8 protein-coding genes are annotated in these 15,634 nt (G+C 67.2%); 5 read left to right on the top strand and 3 right to left on the bottom strand.

Annotated features, from left to right (window positions below):
* Positions 1-449 precede the first annotated feature (449 nt).
* The 3 genes from BQ7106_RS09270 to BQ7106_RS09260 all read left to right on the top strand — a co-directional run bounded on the left by BQ7106_RS09270 (position 450) and on the right by BQ7106_RS09260 (position 4,068).
* A complete protein-coding gene (locus tag BQ7106_RS09270) occupies positions 450-1,208 on the top strand; it encodes an Abi family protein (RefSeq protein WP_083527001.1) in 759 nt (252 codons plus the stop codon).
* A 38-nt stretch (positions 1,209-1,246) separates the two neighbouring features.
* The gene (locus tag BQ7106_RS09265) at positions 1,247-2,713 is read left to right on the top strand and encodes a hypothetical protein (RefSeq protein WP_072374635.1); all 1,467 of its coding nucleotides are present in this window, start codon (positions 1,247-1,249) and stop codon (positions 2,711-2,713) included.
* Positions 2,714-3,009: 296 nt separating this feature from the next.
* The gene (locus tag BQ7106_RS09260) at positions 3,010-4,068 is read left to right on the top strand and encodes a Wadjet anti-phage system protein JetD domain-containing protein (protein WP_240307476.1); all 1,059 of its coding nucleotides are present in this window, start codon (positions 3,010-3,012) and stop codon (positions 4,066-4,068) included.
* 43 nt (positions 4,069-4,111) lie between these two features.
* Here BQ7106_RS09260 and BQ7106_RS09255 read toward each other — a convergent pair whose 3' ends face one another.
* A complete protein-coding gene (locus BQ7106_RS09255) occupies positions 4,112-5,083 on the bottom strand; it encodes a glycosyltransferase family 2 protein (protein ID WP_072374632.1) in 972 nt (323 codons plus the stop codon).
* 209 nt (positions 5,084-5,292) lie between these two features.
* Between BQ7106_RS09255 and BQ7106_RS09250 the strand changes: the two genes are divergently transcribed.
* Together BQ7106_RS09250 and BQ7106_RS09245 are read left to right on the top strand one after the other, a co-directional pair.
* Positions 5,293-7,350 carry a S8 family peptidase gene (locus BQ7106_RS09250; protein ID WP_072374629.1) on the top strand — a complete coding sequence of 686 codons (2,058 nt, stop codon included), beginning with the start codon at positions 5,293-5,295 and terminating at the stop codon, positions 7,348-7,350.
* Between the two features lie 217 nt (positions 7,351-7,567).
* The gene (locus tag BQ7106_RS09245) at positions 7,568-10,279 is read left to right on the top strand and encodes an S-layer homology domain-containing protein (RefSeq protein WP_072374626.1); all 2,712 of its coding nucleotides are present in this window, start codon (positions 7,568-7,570) and stop codon (positions 10,277-10,279) included.
* Between the two features lie 470 nt (positions 10,280-10,749).
* Here the strand turns inward: BQ7106_RS09245 and BQ7106_RS09240 are convergent, their stop codons facing one another.
* The gene (locus tag BQ7106_RS09240) at positions 10,750-13,398 is read right to left on the bottom strand and encodes an S-layer homology domain-containing protein (RefSeq protein ID WP_072374622.1); all 2,649 of its coding nucleotides are present in this window, start codon (positions 13,396-13,398) and stop codon (positions 10,750-10,752) included.
* A gap of 653 nt (positions 13,399-14,051) precedes the next feature.
* On the bottom strand, positions 14,052-15,527 hold the full coding sequence (locus BQ7106_RS09235) for an ATP-binding protein (RefSeq protein ID WP_072374619.1): 1,476 nt from the start codon (positions 15,525-15,527) through the stop codon (positions 14,052-14,054).
* Positions 15,528-15,634: the final 107 nt, after the last annotated feature.

The following is a 15,634-nucleotide window of genomic DNA, read 5'->3' as shown; positions in this document are numbered from 1 at the left end:
CCTACGTTTCTCTCGGTGCGGACGCTGTTGGCTGAAAGACTAGACCGTCCCCTCCTCGAGTTCATTAGCTGCCAGCTAATGACGTAAGACTGCATTGGGTTCAAAAGGACGAATGAATGCGCAGGTAGAAGGCTCGTTTCTTTTGGCCTCCTTTCAGCGAGTTTCAACTTGGTACGAATCCGGTACGAATCGTTCTTGGGGTTGCTCTGAGGCGTTTTCAGGGGCGATTTCCGCGCGCTCACGAAGTGGCGGGAGCGGGACATTACAGCCGACCACACGTGGAGTGCGGTCTCAAAGGACGGCGTGAGCGAAGGGGCTGGTGACGTGATGCGCACTTCCCGAGCCCTCTTGTTGTAACCCGCGAAAGCAGGTATGATATGGATCGATGGGCCCGGGAATGACCTCTGATTCAAGTCACCGGGCCTCGATTTGTTTATAGGGAGTCTTCGATGCGCGAAGAGCCTGAGAGCACCATCAACGAGAATCGGAAATGCCCCTCCGAGGGCGACGGGACGCGCGCGTGGGCGGAGCGGTGGCTCTCGCCCGAGCGCTTTGCGCCCTATCTCGCCGCTTGCGACGGCGACGCCGAACGGGCACTGGACCTCTACGAATGGAATGCCTCCCTCGCACAGGTGGTCATGCGCGACATCTGCCATTTCGAAATCGCGCTGCGCAACGCCTACGACCGCGTGATGGGCGAGTGCTGGGAGGGTGACTGGCTCCTCGACGACGACTCCCCGGCGCGCGTCCCCCTCATGAGGAGATCGGGGCACAGGGAGCTGGACGCGAACTACACGAATCGGCGCATCATCGACGCCGCCGCCGCTGGGCTTCCGCGGGAGTTCCCGCACGGCGCACTCGTAGCGAGCCTCACGCTTGGGTTCTGGGTTCACCTCACCGACCGCTCCCGCGAGGCAGCGATATGGAGGACGTGCCTCTACCGCGCATGGCCGAAGGGAACAAGGAGGAGGGAACTCCAACTCTCGCTGAACGGGATCCTCCACGTGAGGAACCGGGCGGCACATGCCGAGCGGCTGTTCGACCCTGCCGAGGCGGAACTCTCTCCCCTCTCGGCGGTCTCCAACGCCATTCGGCTGCTGCGCGACCTGTGTCCCGAGGCAGTTGAGCGGCTGTACGGTGACGGCAGAAGGACTCCCGTCGAGCTGTTCTGCGAGCAGCAGCCCGCGCCGGCAGACGTGAGGCTGTAGGAGATTTGGAGCCGAGCGCCCGCGGATCGGGGGAAGCCATGAGCATCTGGTCATCGATCGGCATCACGTCCTACCGGCCCGGGGACCTCGTACCGGACGACCTCGAGGGCCTGGCGGCGTGGAGGGACCTCGGCCGCACGAGGCCGCTCCTCATCCGCCCCGACAAGATCGGGGAGCTCGCAAGCTTCCTCCTCGATCGCGCCGAGCCGGGTCCGATGAGCGACAGGCGCTTCGTCATGCTCCGCCAGACGCTCTTCGCGGCGGCGCGCGCGTATCGCACGACCGACGGACGGGAGCTCGTCGCGCTCGACGAGGCCACCGAGTCGTCCGTCCGCAGGAGGCTCGACGAGCTCGCCCGGGATGACGGGCGCGCGCTGCTCTCGCTCGGCATGCCGCTCGCCCTGGCCGAGCACGCCGTGGGCGAGGACGGGGCCGTGACGGAAGACCGGGCCCGCGCCCTCGAGACGTGGGGGCGGGCGGCGGACGCCGTCGAGGCCCTTGCGTCGAGGCCCCGGCTCGCCCGGCGCCTCGGCCTCGACGACATGCTGCGTGGCATCGACGGCACGCATGCGCTCGTCGCGATCCTCGAGCTCTACCGTCGCCTCCTGCTCGCCGCGGGCCGCGCCATCGACGACCTGAGCGCCGCGACCATCGGCCACCACGACTTCCGCGACGTCGACGACGCCGTCGCCACGTGGCGAATCTCTCAGGGGGACGCCGCCAGGAGGATCGGCGTCACGCTCGACGGGCTCGCCTCGCGCACGCCGGGGCTCGACGACGCCCCAGCCGACCTCCCGGCGGAGGCCTCGTACGACGGCTCGTGGATACTCCCCTTCTCCCGGCTCGGCCAGCGGGTCATGGCATGGGCGCTCGGGCTCGAGCGGCCGAAGCTCGACCTCGCCGGGGTGGGCGCCGCCTGGCCCGGACCCGCACTCTACGGATACGACGACTACGAGGAGGAGCCGAGGGCCGCCCACGCGCTCCTGTCCGAGCTCGCCCGCGACGACGGCGGACCGACCGGCCTCCTCCTGGGCTCGGGCGAGGCGACCGTCCTCGACGACCTCTCGGTCGCGGTCCCCGGGCACCTTCTCGAGGGCGACCGCAGGGCGTACGTCACGAGGCGATCCGACGAGTTCGGGAGCTATCTCGGCTGCGTGGGGGAGTCTCGCCGCGCCGGCATCCTCGCTCGGCTCATCACAGACGAGCAGCAGCTCGTCGGGCCCGCGTGGAACCTCCCCGGCGACGAGGCCGCGCCCGGTGACGCCTTCCCCGCCACCTTCGACGAAGAGTTCGACCGCCTCTCGATCGAGGGCGACCTCATCGACCTCGACGAGCGCGGCCGCCTCCCGCTCGACGAGCTGGCCTTCGACGGCCGCGCGCCGGGAGCGACCCTCGTCATCTGCGGGGACGGCGAGGAGCTTCGCATCGCGGAGCGCGACCAGGAGACACGCCGACTCGCCCATGCGGGCGACTGGGACCCCATGACGACCTTCTTCGGCGACTAGCCGGGAGTGTGGGCAGGACAACGCGAGGGTGGCCCCTCCGCGCGTGGGAGCCACGGGGCCCGCGGGGGCGCCCGATTTCGCCCGGCTCCCATGAGTCGCCGGCACCCTCGCGCCCGCACAGGCCAGATTTCGCCAGAACCCCCAACGATTGTGTATCGATTTTGATGTAGACGCCCGGCCCCGCCCCCACGGCGGGCCTATTACCATCTCATCGATAAACCTCTACTTTACGAAAGCAATTCATTCCCGCCACGCTTCGAGAGGCACCTCAGCCGCCCCCTCCCCGAACATCAAAGTTGCTACCCAATCGCACCCCCATCCGTACAATTTCGGCCTTTTCGGATGAGGACGCGGGCAGCGAGAAGAACGGCGCGGCCGACGCCCCCACGACGGCCGACGCCCCCGCGCGACGGCACGCCCCCGCCGACGCCCGCCCCGACGAGCAGCGCGCCATCGCCCGCGCCGAGCGCCCCAAGCCGCCCGCGCGCCGCGACGCGCGCACCCTCTCGCGCCTGGACACCGTTCGCAAGCAGACCCCCGAGCTCGAGGACGTCCGCCGAAAGATCATCGACCTCGACCCGCGCCTGTGGATCAACGGCTGGCTGCTCAGCACCCCTGACGCCTACGTCATCTACGAGCGGGAGCTGCGCTCGCTCAGCGACGCCATCGCCGGCAGGCCGAGCCTCGGCGACGGCACCCTCAGCCTGCGCGAGCTCTCGTACCGAGTCTTCGGGGACGAGAAGTTCCTCGCGCTCGAGGCCGAGGGGCGCAAGCTCCTGCACCTCATGGGCCTCTCGGACATCGTGAGCCCCCGCCCGCAGGTCAAGCTCGAGCTGCTGCACCACATCCCGCGCCAGCACCGTCACATGCGCATCGTGGTCTCCGAGAACCTCGACCCGTGGGTCAACATGAGAAACGCCATGTACCTCGAGGGTCGCAAGCGCATCTTCGGCGAGCGCGTGCACGGCGTGGTCTTTGGCAACGGGTACCTCGTCGACGACCCGCACAAGCTCCCCGACCTCGTGGCGACGCTCAGCGCGCAGGACACGACCGTGCTCTACTGGGGCGACATCGACCGCGCGGGACTCTCGATCCTCGACAAGCTCGGCGAGGTCGCCGTCGGGCACTTCGACGTGCAGCCCTTCGTTGCGGCCTATCGGCTCATGCTGCGGCGCGCGATGGAGCGCTTCCCCGACCCGCTCGACAACGAGCCCACCGACCAGGGCGGCGTCGCGATCCGCGGCCTGGAGCTGCTCGAGGGGGAGCTCAAGAAGGGCGAGGCGGCCTACCTGAGGGCCGTCATCGAGCACGCCCTGCTCATCCCGCAGGAAATCCTCACCGCAGAGGACCTGTAGCGGGGCCCGGCCTCGCAGGCGGCCCCGCGGCCCCGCGCCCGCGCTACCGCTCCTCGCGGATCACGTACAGCGGGCGGCGCTTCGTCTCGGCGTAGATCTTCGACAGGTAGAGCCCCACCACGCCCAGCCCGAGCAGCTGCAGGCCCGAGAGCAGCGTGATCAGGCACACGAGCGAGGGCCAGCCCGCGACCGGGTCGCCAAAGAGCAGCGCCCGCACGAAGATGAAGAGCAAAAACACCAGCGAGAGCAGGAACACCACGAGCCCGCCCACGGAGATCAGCTCGAGCGGCGCCACCGAGAACGCGACGATGCCGTCGATGGCGTAGCGCATGAGCCCCCAGAAGTTCCACTTGCTCTCGCCCGCGGCGCGCTCGACGTTCTCGTAGCCGATCCACTCCGTGCGGAAGCCGCCCCACATGAGCAGGCCCTTCGAGAACCGCACGCGCTCGGGCAGGTCGACGACGGTCTGCACCACGCGCCGGCGCATGACGCGGAAGTCGCGCGCCCCGTCGCGCATGCTCACGTCCGAGATGGAGTTCATGAGGCGGTAGAACAGGTGCGAGAAGGCGCTCCTGATGGGTGGCTCGCCCGCGCGGCTCTTGCGATAGGTCGCCGCGACGTCCACGTCGTCGCCGCCCTCGTCGAGCGCGCGGACCATGTCGACGAGCAGCGACGGCGGGTCCTGCAGGTCGGCGTCCATGATCACGAAGAGGTCGTCCTCCCCGGGGAAGAGGCGCAGCGCCTCCGCCATGCCGGCGAGCAGCCCCGCCTCCTTGCCGAAGTTGCGCGTGAACGAGACGTAGTGGCAGTTGGGGTCGACGGCGTTCTGGGCGCGCAGCAGCTCGAGCGTGCGGTCCCGGGAGCCGTCGTCCACGAGCACGCAGCCCACCGTGAGCCCAAACTCGCGCCCCAGCGCCGGGGACACCTCGGCCAGGGCGTCGAACAGGGCCGGAAGCGACGCCTCCTCGTTGTAGCACGGCACGATGCAGCACAGCGCGCGCGTCGAATCTCCCATGACTGCCCCTCAGATCGGTCGGACCAACGTGTCCAGTATAGGCAACCGCACCCGTCGGCCCGCACGCGCAGCCCCGGCCGTACCAACTCCCCACCATCGCCGTCGCCGGACAACGCGCCACTCCGGACCCGCGGAGACCTACAATGGGTGCGTCCCGCCCCACGCGCGCGGACATGACACGCCGAGAAGAACCTCGCAGGAGGAACCCCATGAGCAAGCCTCGCATCTCGCGCGCCCGCGCGCTCGCCTGCGCCCTCCCCCTCGCCCTCGCCGCGGCGCTCTCCGGCGCGCCCGCGCCTGCCCTCGCGGACGAGGCCGTCTCCAACGGCATCCTCGTCACGCTCGAGCAGCCCTCCATGAGCGAGGTCTCCCTGCTCGCGGACGCGACCTCCACGCTCGACGACGCGGGCGTCACCGTCACCGGCCTCGTGAGCCAGACCGACGACGAGCGGACCTACGAGGCCGTCCCGGCCGAGGGCCAGACCGACGAGCAGGCGCTCGAGGCCGTCCGCGGCCTCGACGGCGTGACCCACGCGCAGCTCAACTACGTCTACCACCTCATCGAGCCCGTCCGCGAGGACACGTCCCCCTCGTCCGCGGCCGGGGCCCCCGGCGAGGAGTCCGTCGCCCCGCTTGCCCGCGCACTCGACCAGGCCGACCCCTTCCTGCTCGTGAGGCAGAGCGGCTCGGAACCCAACCAGTACTGGGTCTACAGCACCAACCTCGACGACGCCTGGGACCATGCCCAGGCAAACAACGCCGTGACCATCGTCACGCTGGACTCCGGCGTCAAGCTCGACCACGAGGACCTCGAGGGCAACCTGCTCGAGGAGTACGCCTGGGACGTCACCAACAACGTCGACGAGGGCGGCCAGCCGCTCTCCGTCACGGCCGAGCAGACGGGGACCTCCGACCACGTGGGCCACGGCACGCTCGTCGCCGGCATCGCGGCCGCCGTGGCGAACAACGGGACGGGCCTCGCGGGCGCCTCCATGAACGCCAACGTCCTGCCGGTGAAGGTCATCCCCGACGGCTCGTCGACCACGGACACCGCCACGCTCGCCCGCGCCTACGAGTACGTCTTCGAGAGCGTCGACGTCGACGAGCTCAACGTCCGCGTGTTCAACCTCAGCCTCGGCCGCTACGTCACCGACGACTACGACAGCGAGGACGCCCAGCAGGACGAGCTCCTGCACGACTGGATCCGCCGCGCCTACCAGGAGGGCATCGTCACCGTGTGCTCCGGGGGCAACGGCAACTACACCGACCCCTACGTGGCCGCCCTCTACCCGAGCGACTTCGAGGAGTGCGTGAGCGTGACCGCGCTCGAGCCCGACGGCACCAACATCGCCTGGTCGGACTACAACGCCCAGAAGGACATCAGCGCTCCGGGCAGGAGCATCTGGTCGACCCACACCAGCTACAGCGAGGTCGCGGGCGGCAACTACTCCAGCGCCTACTCCGGGACGTCGCTCTCGGCCCCCATGGTCTCGGGCACCATCGCCCTCATGTGCTACGCCGAGCCCACCGCGACCGTCGACGAGATCTGCGAGGCCCTCTACGCCACCGCCGCGCCCGTCGAGAACGCCACCAACGACCGCACGCAGCCCGACGAGGACGGCGTCGTCAGCGGGAGCCACGGGGCGCTCGACGCCGACGCGGCCGTGACCTACCTCATGCGCCACGTCAACCGCTTCAACGACGTCACCGAGGGAGAGTGGCCCTACGACGCCGTGGTCTACGTCGACCGCATGGGCATCATGAACGGGCAGGGCGGCATGTCCGGCGCCTTCGGGACCTCGGCCGACCTCGGCCGCCAGGACGCCGCGCAGCTGCTCTACAACTACCTCGGCAACGGCGAGGACGCGCCCGACTGCGGGTTTGCCGACGTGGACCAGGACGCCTACTACGCCGAGGCCGTCAACTGGTGCGTCGCCGAGGGCATCTTCGACGCCCCGCGCGACGACCAGAGCACCTTCGGCGTGAGCCAGCCCATCACCCGAGAGCAGCTCATGACGGTGCTCTGGCGCTACGTGCGCAGCCAGGGAGGGGCTCAGGACGTGGATCCGAGCCTCTTCGAGCAGATGCCCGACCACGCCTCCACGAGCGAGTGGGCCGTCGAGGCGGCGCAGTGGGCGCTCTCCGAGGGCGTCATCGCAGGCGCGTCCCAGGCGGACGGCTCGCGCATCCTCGACCCGCAGGCAAGTGTGAGCCGCGCCGTGATGGCCCAGATCATGATGAACGCCATCGAGGCCGACGTCCTCTAGTTGACACTGGCGTCAGGTCATGGCGTCAACCCCGCGGGCTGGTTGACACTAGCGTCAGGTCATGGCGTCAACCCCACGGGCTGAAACCATGACCTGACGCAGACGCCCCTCCCCCATCGAGAAAAACCTCGCGCCCGCGCGTGCATCGCCGACCAAGCGCACGCGCCGTCCCAAGGCAAGCCCGTCGTGCTGTCTCTTTGATGAAAGGAGACAACACATGACAGCTTGCACCAACAACGGGGGGAGCAGGGCCCGTCGCGCCGTCACCGCGGCGCTCGTCGGCGTCCTCTCCGTCGGCGCGGCCCCCATGGTCGCGCTGGCGACCGGCGCCGCCCCGGCGTCCGGCGACGTCCAGGTGATGGCGACCTCAGACAACGCCTTCAGGGAGGGCACCGTCCAGTACTCCAACGGCGAGAGCGGCCAGAGCTTCGTCTACAACCAGCGCTTCCAGGGCCTGGAGCCCGAGTCGTTCACCGATTTCGGTGCCACCAAGCCGCAGGAGGAGACGTTCAACTACAACACGAGCTTTTCCGGTTTGACCGCGGGAGACTACTACTACGCCTATGCGATCGTCGACCAGTCTGCCGGCAACAATGAGCCCTCCGACTCCGACGGCAACAAGATCGAATACATCAACGAGGATGGCAAGAGGGTAACGCTCAGAATCAAGGGCTACGTTGCGAGTGACGCCACCCCCGTCGAGCCCGGTACCTATGCGGTCGTCGTCTATAAGGCAACCTCCGCCAGCACCTTCGTCTGCCGCTCGATCGCCGACACCTTCACTGTCGTGAACGGCGGCCTCGAGGGCGCCACGCTCGTCGACGACGGCGACGTCAACGACTCCACCTTTGAGTTCACTGGCGAGAATGGGTCCGCGCAGGCCAAGAATGTCTTCGATCGCCTCGGTGTTGCCCTTGACGGCGTCGAGCTCGAAAAGGGAACCGATTACACCGTGGACAGCTTCCACGAGAAGGGCAAGAACGTCGAGCTCAGCGGCAAGAACGACCTGCTTGAGGTCGGGAAGACCTACGTCCTCGACATTACTGGCAAGGGAAACGACTTCGGCGTTAACGGCGTCAAGGCCTCCTTCGAGTTCACTTTCGGCCAGCTCAACCTTGACAATGTCAGCGTCGTGAGCGTCGGAGCCAAGGTCGGCTCCGCCCCCGAGACCGGTGACGTCAAGAACGTCGTCAAGGAGCTCAACGGCGTCGACAAGGACGATCTCAACTCCAGCCGCTTCAGCGTGAGCGTCTCCGGCCCCGACGCCAACGGCGTGTACACCTACACCATCAGCCAGAGCGACTCCGACAAGAAGGGCGACAACCTCGTCACCGGCGCCGCGACCGTCCAGGTCGCCGTTGGTCAGAAGCCGGCCAGCTTCCTCTACAGCGGAGCCTCCATCACGGCGGGCGGCCAGTGGGGCGGCACCGCGGGCGACTACACCTACACCTACGACATGACGGACGCCTCCCAGAAGCCGTTCGACATCACGAAGCTCACGGCGACCACCGGCTCCAAGGACGTCACGTTCACCTACACCGTCCAGAACGCGAAGACCGGCGCCTCTGCATCCGTCGAGAACCTCGACGACCGCGGCGAGTGGATCGTGACCGCCGTCGCCAACGACAAGGTCGACGGGCAGCGCTGGGTCGACGCCGTGTCCATCACCGTTACCAACAATAACGTGCTCTCCGACGACGCCAACGTCTTCGTCTCCTACGACGGCGAGCTCGTCCCGTCCGGAACCCCGATCAAGGACACCTACACCGGCGAGGACCTGCTTGGCAAGCTCTCCGTCACCGTCAAGGCGGGCGACGAGACCCTCGTCGAGGGCGAGGACTACACCGTCGAGGTGTCCACCAAGGACCAGACCGGCAAGACCGTCGTGGTCGACAAGGTCGTTGACCATGGCAATTACACCGTGACCATCAAGGGCAAGAGCTTCTCCCTCGACACGAACACCTACGACTTCGTGGTCGACAAGCGCACCCTCACCAAGCTCGCCCCGAGCGACGCCTTCGCGAGCGAGGTCGTCTACGATGGCTCGGCCTATCGCAACGTGTACTACTACGCCTACACCGGCGAGGAGATCGTCCCCGAGTACACCTTCTACGACGCCGACGGCAACGAGTGGACGCTCGCCGCGGACGAGTACGAGGTGAGCTACCAGAGCGGCGGCAAGGACGCGACCCTCAAGGGCGAGGGCGAGTACACCTTCAAGGGCGGAAGCGTCAACGTGAAGGCCAGCTCCACGAACTTCAAGGGCAGCAGCCTCTCCACGGTCCAGCCGTCCGGCTACCGCTCGACCGCTCCGTCCAAGATCGTCGTGACCACCGCCTCCTCCTTCGTCGACGTGCCCAACGACGCCTGGTACGCCGAGGCCGTCGCGACCGCGAAGCAGCAGAACTACATCGTGGGCCTCAACGGCTCCAACTTCTTCGCCCCGATGAACAGCATGACCCGCGCCGACGTGGTCTGCGTGCTCTACCGCATGGCCGGCGGCACCGTCGTCAACGAGGGCCTCTCCGAGGAGGAGAGCTCCTACGTCTCCGGCTTCTCCGACGTCGACCAGCACGCCTACTACGCCAAGGCCGTCGCCTGGGCGACCAGGGCCGGCATCGTCCGCGGCTACGGTGACACCTTCGGCACCGAGCGCGACGTGTCCACCGAGGAGTTCGCCACCATGCTCGCCCGCTACGCCGCCAAGATGGGCGACGACACCTCCGTCGACACCGACGCGGTGCTCGCCGGCGTCGCCGACGGCGACAAGGTCAGCTCCTACGCCCGCGACGCCGTCGCCTGGGCCGTGGAGAACGGCTACGTGGCCTCCAACGGCAACCTGATCGACCCGCAGGGCAGCGTCTACCGCGCCCGCGTGGTGACCATCGCCGTGCGCTACCAGCCCGAGCAGCTCCACGTCATCCTCTAGCGGTGACGCCCGTGGAGGGGCCCTCCGGGGCCCCTCCCGCCCGGGCGGGCGGCCCCGCCGGGGCGCTCTCCACGAGAGCTCCCCCGCGGGCCCACCCGAGAGCAAGCTGTCAAGGTGAGGAACGGGCCGAGTGGCGAGGCGGCCGCCCCCTCCCCCGGCTCGCAGCGGGGGAGGGGGCGGCGTCGTTCCGCCGAGCTTTGCAAGAGGTCATAACGAGACGAGGCCCCCGGGGGATCCCCGGGGGCCTCGCTGCATCTCAATCCGTTTTCCGCGGCCCGAACGGCTCGCCCTCCCCCTCCGTTGCGAGCCCCGGGGGAGGGCCCAGCCTCGCCACTTCGCCTTCGCTCTCGACAGCTTGCCCTGCCAGTAAGGCTCGTCGGTGACCGCTCTTCGAGCGGGCACCGGCGGGCCCTCTGAGGGCCCGGGGGCGGGGAGCCCGCCCCCGGGGCTTGGTGCAGAGAGCCCTGCGACTACTTGTCGAGGTTCGGGTTGTCGACGAGGACCTCGTCGAGCGCCTCGGGCTGGTAGCGCACGGCGATGACGACGGCGCGGGCGCGGTACACGGTGCCCTGCGGGTCGATCAGGTTGCCGTTGGAGGCCACGTAGCCCTTGGAGACGGCCCACGCCACTGCGTCGCGGGCGTAGCCGGAGACCTTGTCGCCGTCGGCGACCGCGCCGAGCACGGCGTCCGTGTCGACGGAGGTGTCGGTGCCGCAGACCGCAGCGTAGCGCGCGAGCATGGTCGCGAACTCCTCGGTGGTGATGCTGCGGGCGGAGCCGAAGGTGTCGCCGTAGCCGTTCACGATGCCCATCTTCACGCACCAGGACACGGCCTTGGCGTAGTAGGCGTTCGGGTCGACGTCGGAGAAGTCAGAGATGAAGGTGAGCTCCTCGTTGGTCATGCCCTCCTCGGAGGCGTTGATCTTGCCGCCGGCCATGCGGTAGAGCACGCACGCGACGTCGGCGCGGGAGATGTTCGCCATCGGCGCGAACATGTTGGTGCCGCCGATGCCGCCGATGTAGCCGAGCTCGTTGGCCTTGTAGACCGCCTTGGAGTACCACTCGTCGTTGGGGACGTCGACGAAGACCTTGGTGTCAGAGATCTGGAACTCGACGGTGACGTCCACATCGTAGCTGTCACCGATGACGGCGTCCTTGAGAACCGCCTTGTAGTCCCCGGCCTCGACGCACTCCTCGACGTCCACCCAGGCGCCCTTGTCGTCCTTCTTCTGGTACTCGATCTCATAGGTGTCAGCGGGGAGTGAGTGCCAGTCCTCAGACTTGTCATAGCCCCAGATGGCCTTGGTCAGGTCGTAGTCGAAGCTCGGGGTGATGGCCTCCCCGGTGTAGAGGTAGGCCGTGTCCGCCTGGTCGCCATAGCCCATCGTTCCAGTCAGGCGGACGGTGGCGTTGCCCCCAGTCTGGCCGTAGCCCGAGGTGTCGTCCCAGGGGAACCAAGGGGTGCCGTTGTTGTCGGTGAACCAGCCGTACTCGATCTCGACGGGGCTAACGGTGAAGGCAATCTCGTCCTCGTCGCCCTCGAGGACGTACTTGGAGTCATCGGCGGCCTTGAGCGAGATGGTGTACGAGCCCGCCTCGGTGACGGTCTCGACCTCCTTGCCATCCTCGTCGGTCACGACCGCAACGATCGCGTCAGAGGGGACCTCGTTGTCGTCCTCGTCGATCGCCTTAACGGAGAAGTTCTCCATAAGGTCGGAGCCGCTGTAGATGTCGGCAATCGCGTCGTTCTTGATGGTCTCGCCCTTGTAGGAGGCATAGACCTCCTCGACGCGGATGAGGGTGGCGCTCACGGTGAAGTCGACGGTAACGCGCCCGCCGTAGGTGTAGGTGTCATCGAGCGCGGTGATGATGGCCTGGTAGCTGCCGGGCTTGGAGGTCTCGGAGGCGTCGACGACCTTCCCGTTCTTGGTGTAGGCGATGCTCACCCCGAGCTTGTTGCCGTTGGCGTCCATCGCGTCGACGAGGGACGGGTCAAAGTTGCGGATGGTATCGCCGTCAGCGATGTTGTCGCGGTCGTAGCGGATGTTAGCGGGGTTCTGGTACCGGACGACCGTGACCTCCTGAGAGCCGGTGATGTTCTTGTTGTCGGGATCCTTGACGCTAACCGTGTAGGTGTAGGCGCCCTTGGCGGCATAGGCAGGCGCGACGTCCTTGTTTCCGTTGGTATCACCGACAAAGGTCCAGTCGACCTCACTCATAATGTCGCCCCAGGCAGCGTCGCCCACGGTGGTGGGGGCGCCGGGCAGGGTGGTCCCGCTGGTGGCGTAGTCGTCGGTGACGACAATCTTGGCGTCGTCGAGGTTCAGCTGAGAGACGGTGAAGGGGATGTCGACGGTCTTTCCGGACGTCCTGTGCGTGAGGCGGACGACGTAGTTGCCGGCATCCTTCGCGCCATTGCTGAGGTGCTCGCCGGTGCCTGCCTTGAGGACCTGTAGGGTGTAGTCCGTGGCGTAGTCGAAGACGCTCCCGTTGACCACGATGCTGAGGTCGCCGTCGCCGAACTTCATGCCGGTGCCGTCGTACTCGATGACCTTGTCGTCCTTGTCATTCCCGTCGCAGACGTAGGCGTCCTCGAAGGTGGCGTCGACGATGGAGAACTTGACGAACGCGTTGGAGCCTGCGGCAGAGTCCGCTGCGTTCGTGGTCACGACGGCGTAGTAGTCTCCAACGTTCACGATGTCGTTACCGTCGTAGCTGACAAACTCGACGCGCTCACCGTTCCCGAGCAGGTAGCCGCCGGAGCTGACAACCTTGAAGTACTTGACGGTATAGCCGCTCTTCTGGACGTCGGCAACGTCCCCAGTTACCGGGTGCTCAAGGGTCACAGGGGTGACAAAGTGGGCGCGCCTGTCATAGGTGAAAACGATGTCCTTGGTGAGGTCGACCCTGTGGTCGGTGTTGTCGCGCGCCTCGGTCACCTTGGACTGGGCAACCTGGTCGGGCTCGAGCGAAGCCTGGAGGCTCACGTCGCCGGACGCCGGGGCGGCGCCGGTCGCCAGCGCGACCATGGGGGCCGCGCCGACGGAGAGGACGCCGACGAGCGCCGCGGTGACGGCGCGACGGGCCCTGCTCCCCCCGTTGTTGGTGCAAGCTGTCATGTGTTGTCTCCTTTTAAGGGGGATGGAGCAGCCCTCATTCCCGAAACTCCGCCGCGCTCAAACCCGCAAAGCGGAGACGGTCAAACACAGCCGATGGAGTCCTCGCCCTCCTCAGGCTCTCTCCCGACATGACTGTCCCCTCGGGTGGCAAGGGGAAATCCAAGATGAAGGCGCTCCACAGGATGGTCTCCGTCCGCAACGCCTATCACGAGGGCTCGAAGGCGAGGCCCCTGATCAGATCTCTCGACATGGGGCTCATTGCCTCTCGCTCGCCCATTCCCTTCGGAGCCATAGACGCAACGATTTGGCCCGATCGGTAGCGAAGGGTTCCGACGACCTCGCCCCTGAGCGCTCGTGTAACTTTTGACCATCGAAAACTTACATCAGAGTCCGCGGAGACGAGAAAAGGCCAGTTGGCATTTCCTCATTGCGCCCGACGTGTAAGTTTTCGCTGACATCACCCCATCAAGCAACGGCGGAGGGGGAGTTGACGGACCACTGCCAAGACGATGCCGCCCAGTGCCGCGTCGCGGTTTTCGCGAACGCTTCGCGTTTTTCGCGAAACCTTCGGGCCTTTCGCGAACGCTTCGCGTTTTTCGCGAAACCTTCGGGCTTTTCGCGAACGCTTCGCGATTTTCGCGAACGCCCCGGGGCTAGTCCCCCAGCCGATATCTGAGGGAGTGGCCGTCCCTTGACCTGGTGACCCTCCCGTCGAGAGAGAGCAGCTCCCTGAGCCTGGCCTGGGCGACCCTCTCCGACACCCCGAGCAGCCTCTGAACGTCTGCGGACGTCAGGCCCCCGGGCGTCTCCTCGAGCAGGCGGAGCAGTTTCTCGGGCGATGATGCCGCGGTCGTCGCGGGTCGGGCGGGGATGACAAGGGGAAGGGTGACCCTGACGGAGGACGGGGAGTGCGTCTCCTCGAGCTGGGGCTCCGTGCCGAAGCTCCGCGCCCAAGTCTCCCAGATCTCCTGCATGCCACTTCCCGCGCGGTCGCTCGCGCCGATGAAGCTGAAGATTCTCATGAGGGTGGGGTTGCGCGTCTCGGAGGTCCCGCCCGCTATGGCGACGTCCTTGTCCACCAGGAACGACCCCGTGTTGGAGACCTCGAGGGAGCCGGGGCGAAGAACGACGCGGACCGAGGCCGAGGAACCGTAGTACGCGTGGACGAGCGCGTTGGCGAGGGCCTCGTTCGCCGACTCTGTGACGGGGTTCTCGGAGCCGTGCCGCGTCCCGGTGCGATCGGTAGAGAACGGGGCGTCGAGGCGGTTCAGGAGCCTGCCGGTCACCGTGAGGTAGAAGTCGACGAGGTTCCCGCTCCAGTCGCCGCTCTGGGACACCACCCTGTCGTCCCACCTGAGGTCCTCGGACCTCTCCTCCCGATAGTCGAGGAGGTACTGCGGGATGAGGTTGGTAATCTCGTACTCGTGCCCGAAGGCGAGCAGCCCCGCCATCGTCGGGTGCAGCTCCCCGTCCCTTCCCCTCGCCACGGCGCCGACGTGATAGAGGAAGTCATCGTTGCTCTCCGCGATCCAGGGGCTCCGCCTCTTCCTCTCCGCAAAGATGGCGCGGTACCTCTTCACCGTCTCGGCGCACAGGGCGTCAAGGCCGAACTCCTCGAGCGGGCTCCGGTCCGCCCTCGGCTGGCTGTCGTAGGACATCTGCCTGAGGTCGGCGTCGGACGCCTCGAAGTCCCCCGAACCCCTGCGGACCCAGGCGAGGAAGGCCTTCCTCCGGCGGTCGCGCACCCTGACGGGCTTGTCGCCCCTCTCGGCGCGCGGGACGTCGATGACTACGAACTCCATCCCCGCGTCCCGCTCGACGCCGGCCCCATCGGGAAGCATGACGTCGCGCTCGACGCGAGTTTCGTTTCGGGCGGTGTTCCAGAAGTCGGAGACGAGCGAAGCGCCGTCGGGCACCCCGACGGGGGAGAACTCTCCAGTCGAGCGGTCCTCGGCGATGCCGAGGACTATCCTGCCGCCCTCGGTGTTTGCGAAGGCGGAGTATGTCTCCCAGATGTCCTCCGGAAGCCCAGACGAGGCCTCCTTGAACTCGAGGCGTTGGGACTCGCGGAGTTCGCCCAGCTCATCCAGAAACGGCATCTCTTGCTCACTCTCGACGATGAAGACCATCCATTGGACAATCCTAGCCCAATGTGACGGCGTGTCGAATGACCGCACGGGCGGCAGAGCCAGACGGCAACGATTTCACCAAAGGGGGACTGCAACGAGACTGAACT

Origin of the sequence: Thermophilibacter mediterraneus, assembly GCF_900119385.1 — a bacterium.
Lineage (GTDB): Bacteria > Actinomycetota > Coriobacteriia > Coriobacteriales > Atopobiaceae > Thermophilibacter > Thermophilibacter mediterraneus.
This window is presented reverse-complemented; position numbering and strand designations above follow the sequence as displayed.

Coding starts and splice junctions, on each gene's coding strand:
- BQ7106_RS09270 (WP_083527001.1), top strand. CDS start 450: ATGCGCGAAGAGCCTGAGAGCACCATCAACGAGAATCGGAAATGCCCC.
- BQ7106_RS09255 (WP_072374632.1), bottom strand. CDS start 5,083: ATGGGAGATTCGACGCGCGCGCTGTGCTGCATCGTGCCGTGCTACAAC.
- BQ7106_RS09235 (WP_072374619.1), bottom strand. CDS start 15,527: ATGGTCTTCATCGTCGAGAGTGAGCAAGAGATGCCGTTTCTGGATGAG.
- BQ7106_RS09240 (WP_072374622.1), bottom strand. CDS start 13,398: ATGACAGCTTGCACCAACAACGGGGGGAGCAGGGCCCGTCGCGCCGTC.
- BQ7106_RS09250 (WP_072374629.1), top strand. CDS start 5,293: ATGAGCAAGCCTCGCATCTCGCGCGCCCGCGCGCTCGCCTGCGCCCTC.
- BQ7106_RS09265 (WP_072374635.1), top strand. CDS start 1,247: ATGAGCATCTGGTCATCGATCGGCATCACGTCCTACCGGCCCGGGGAC.
- BQ7106_RS09245 (WP_072374626.1), top strand. CDS start 7,568: ATGACAGCTTGCACCAACAACGGGGGGAGCAGGGCCCGTCGCGCCGTC.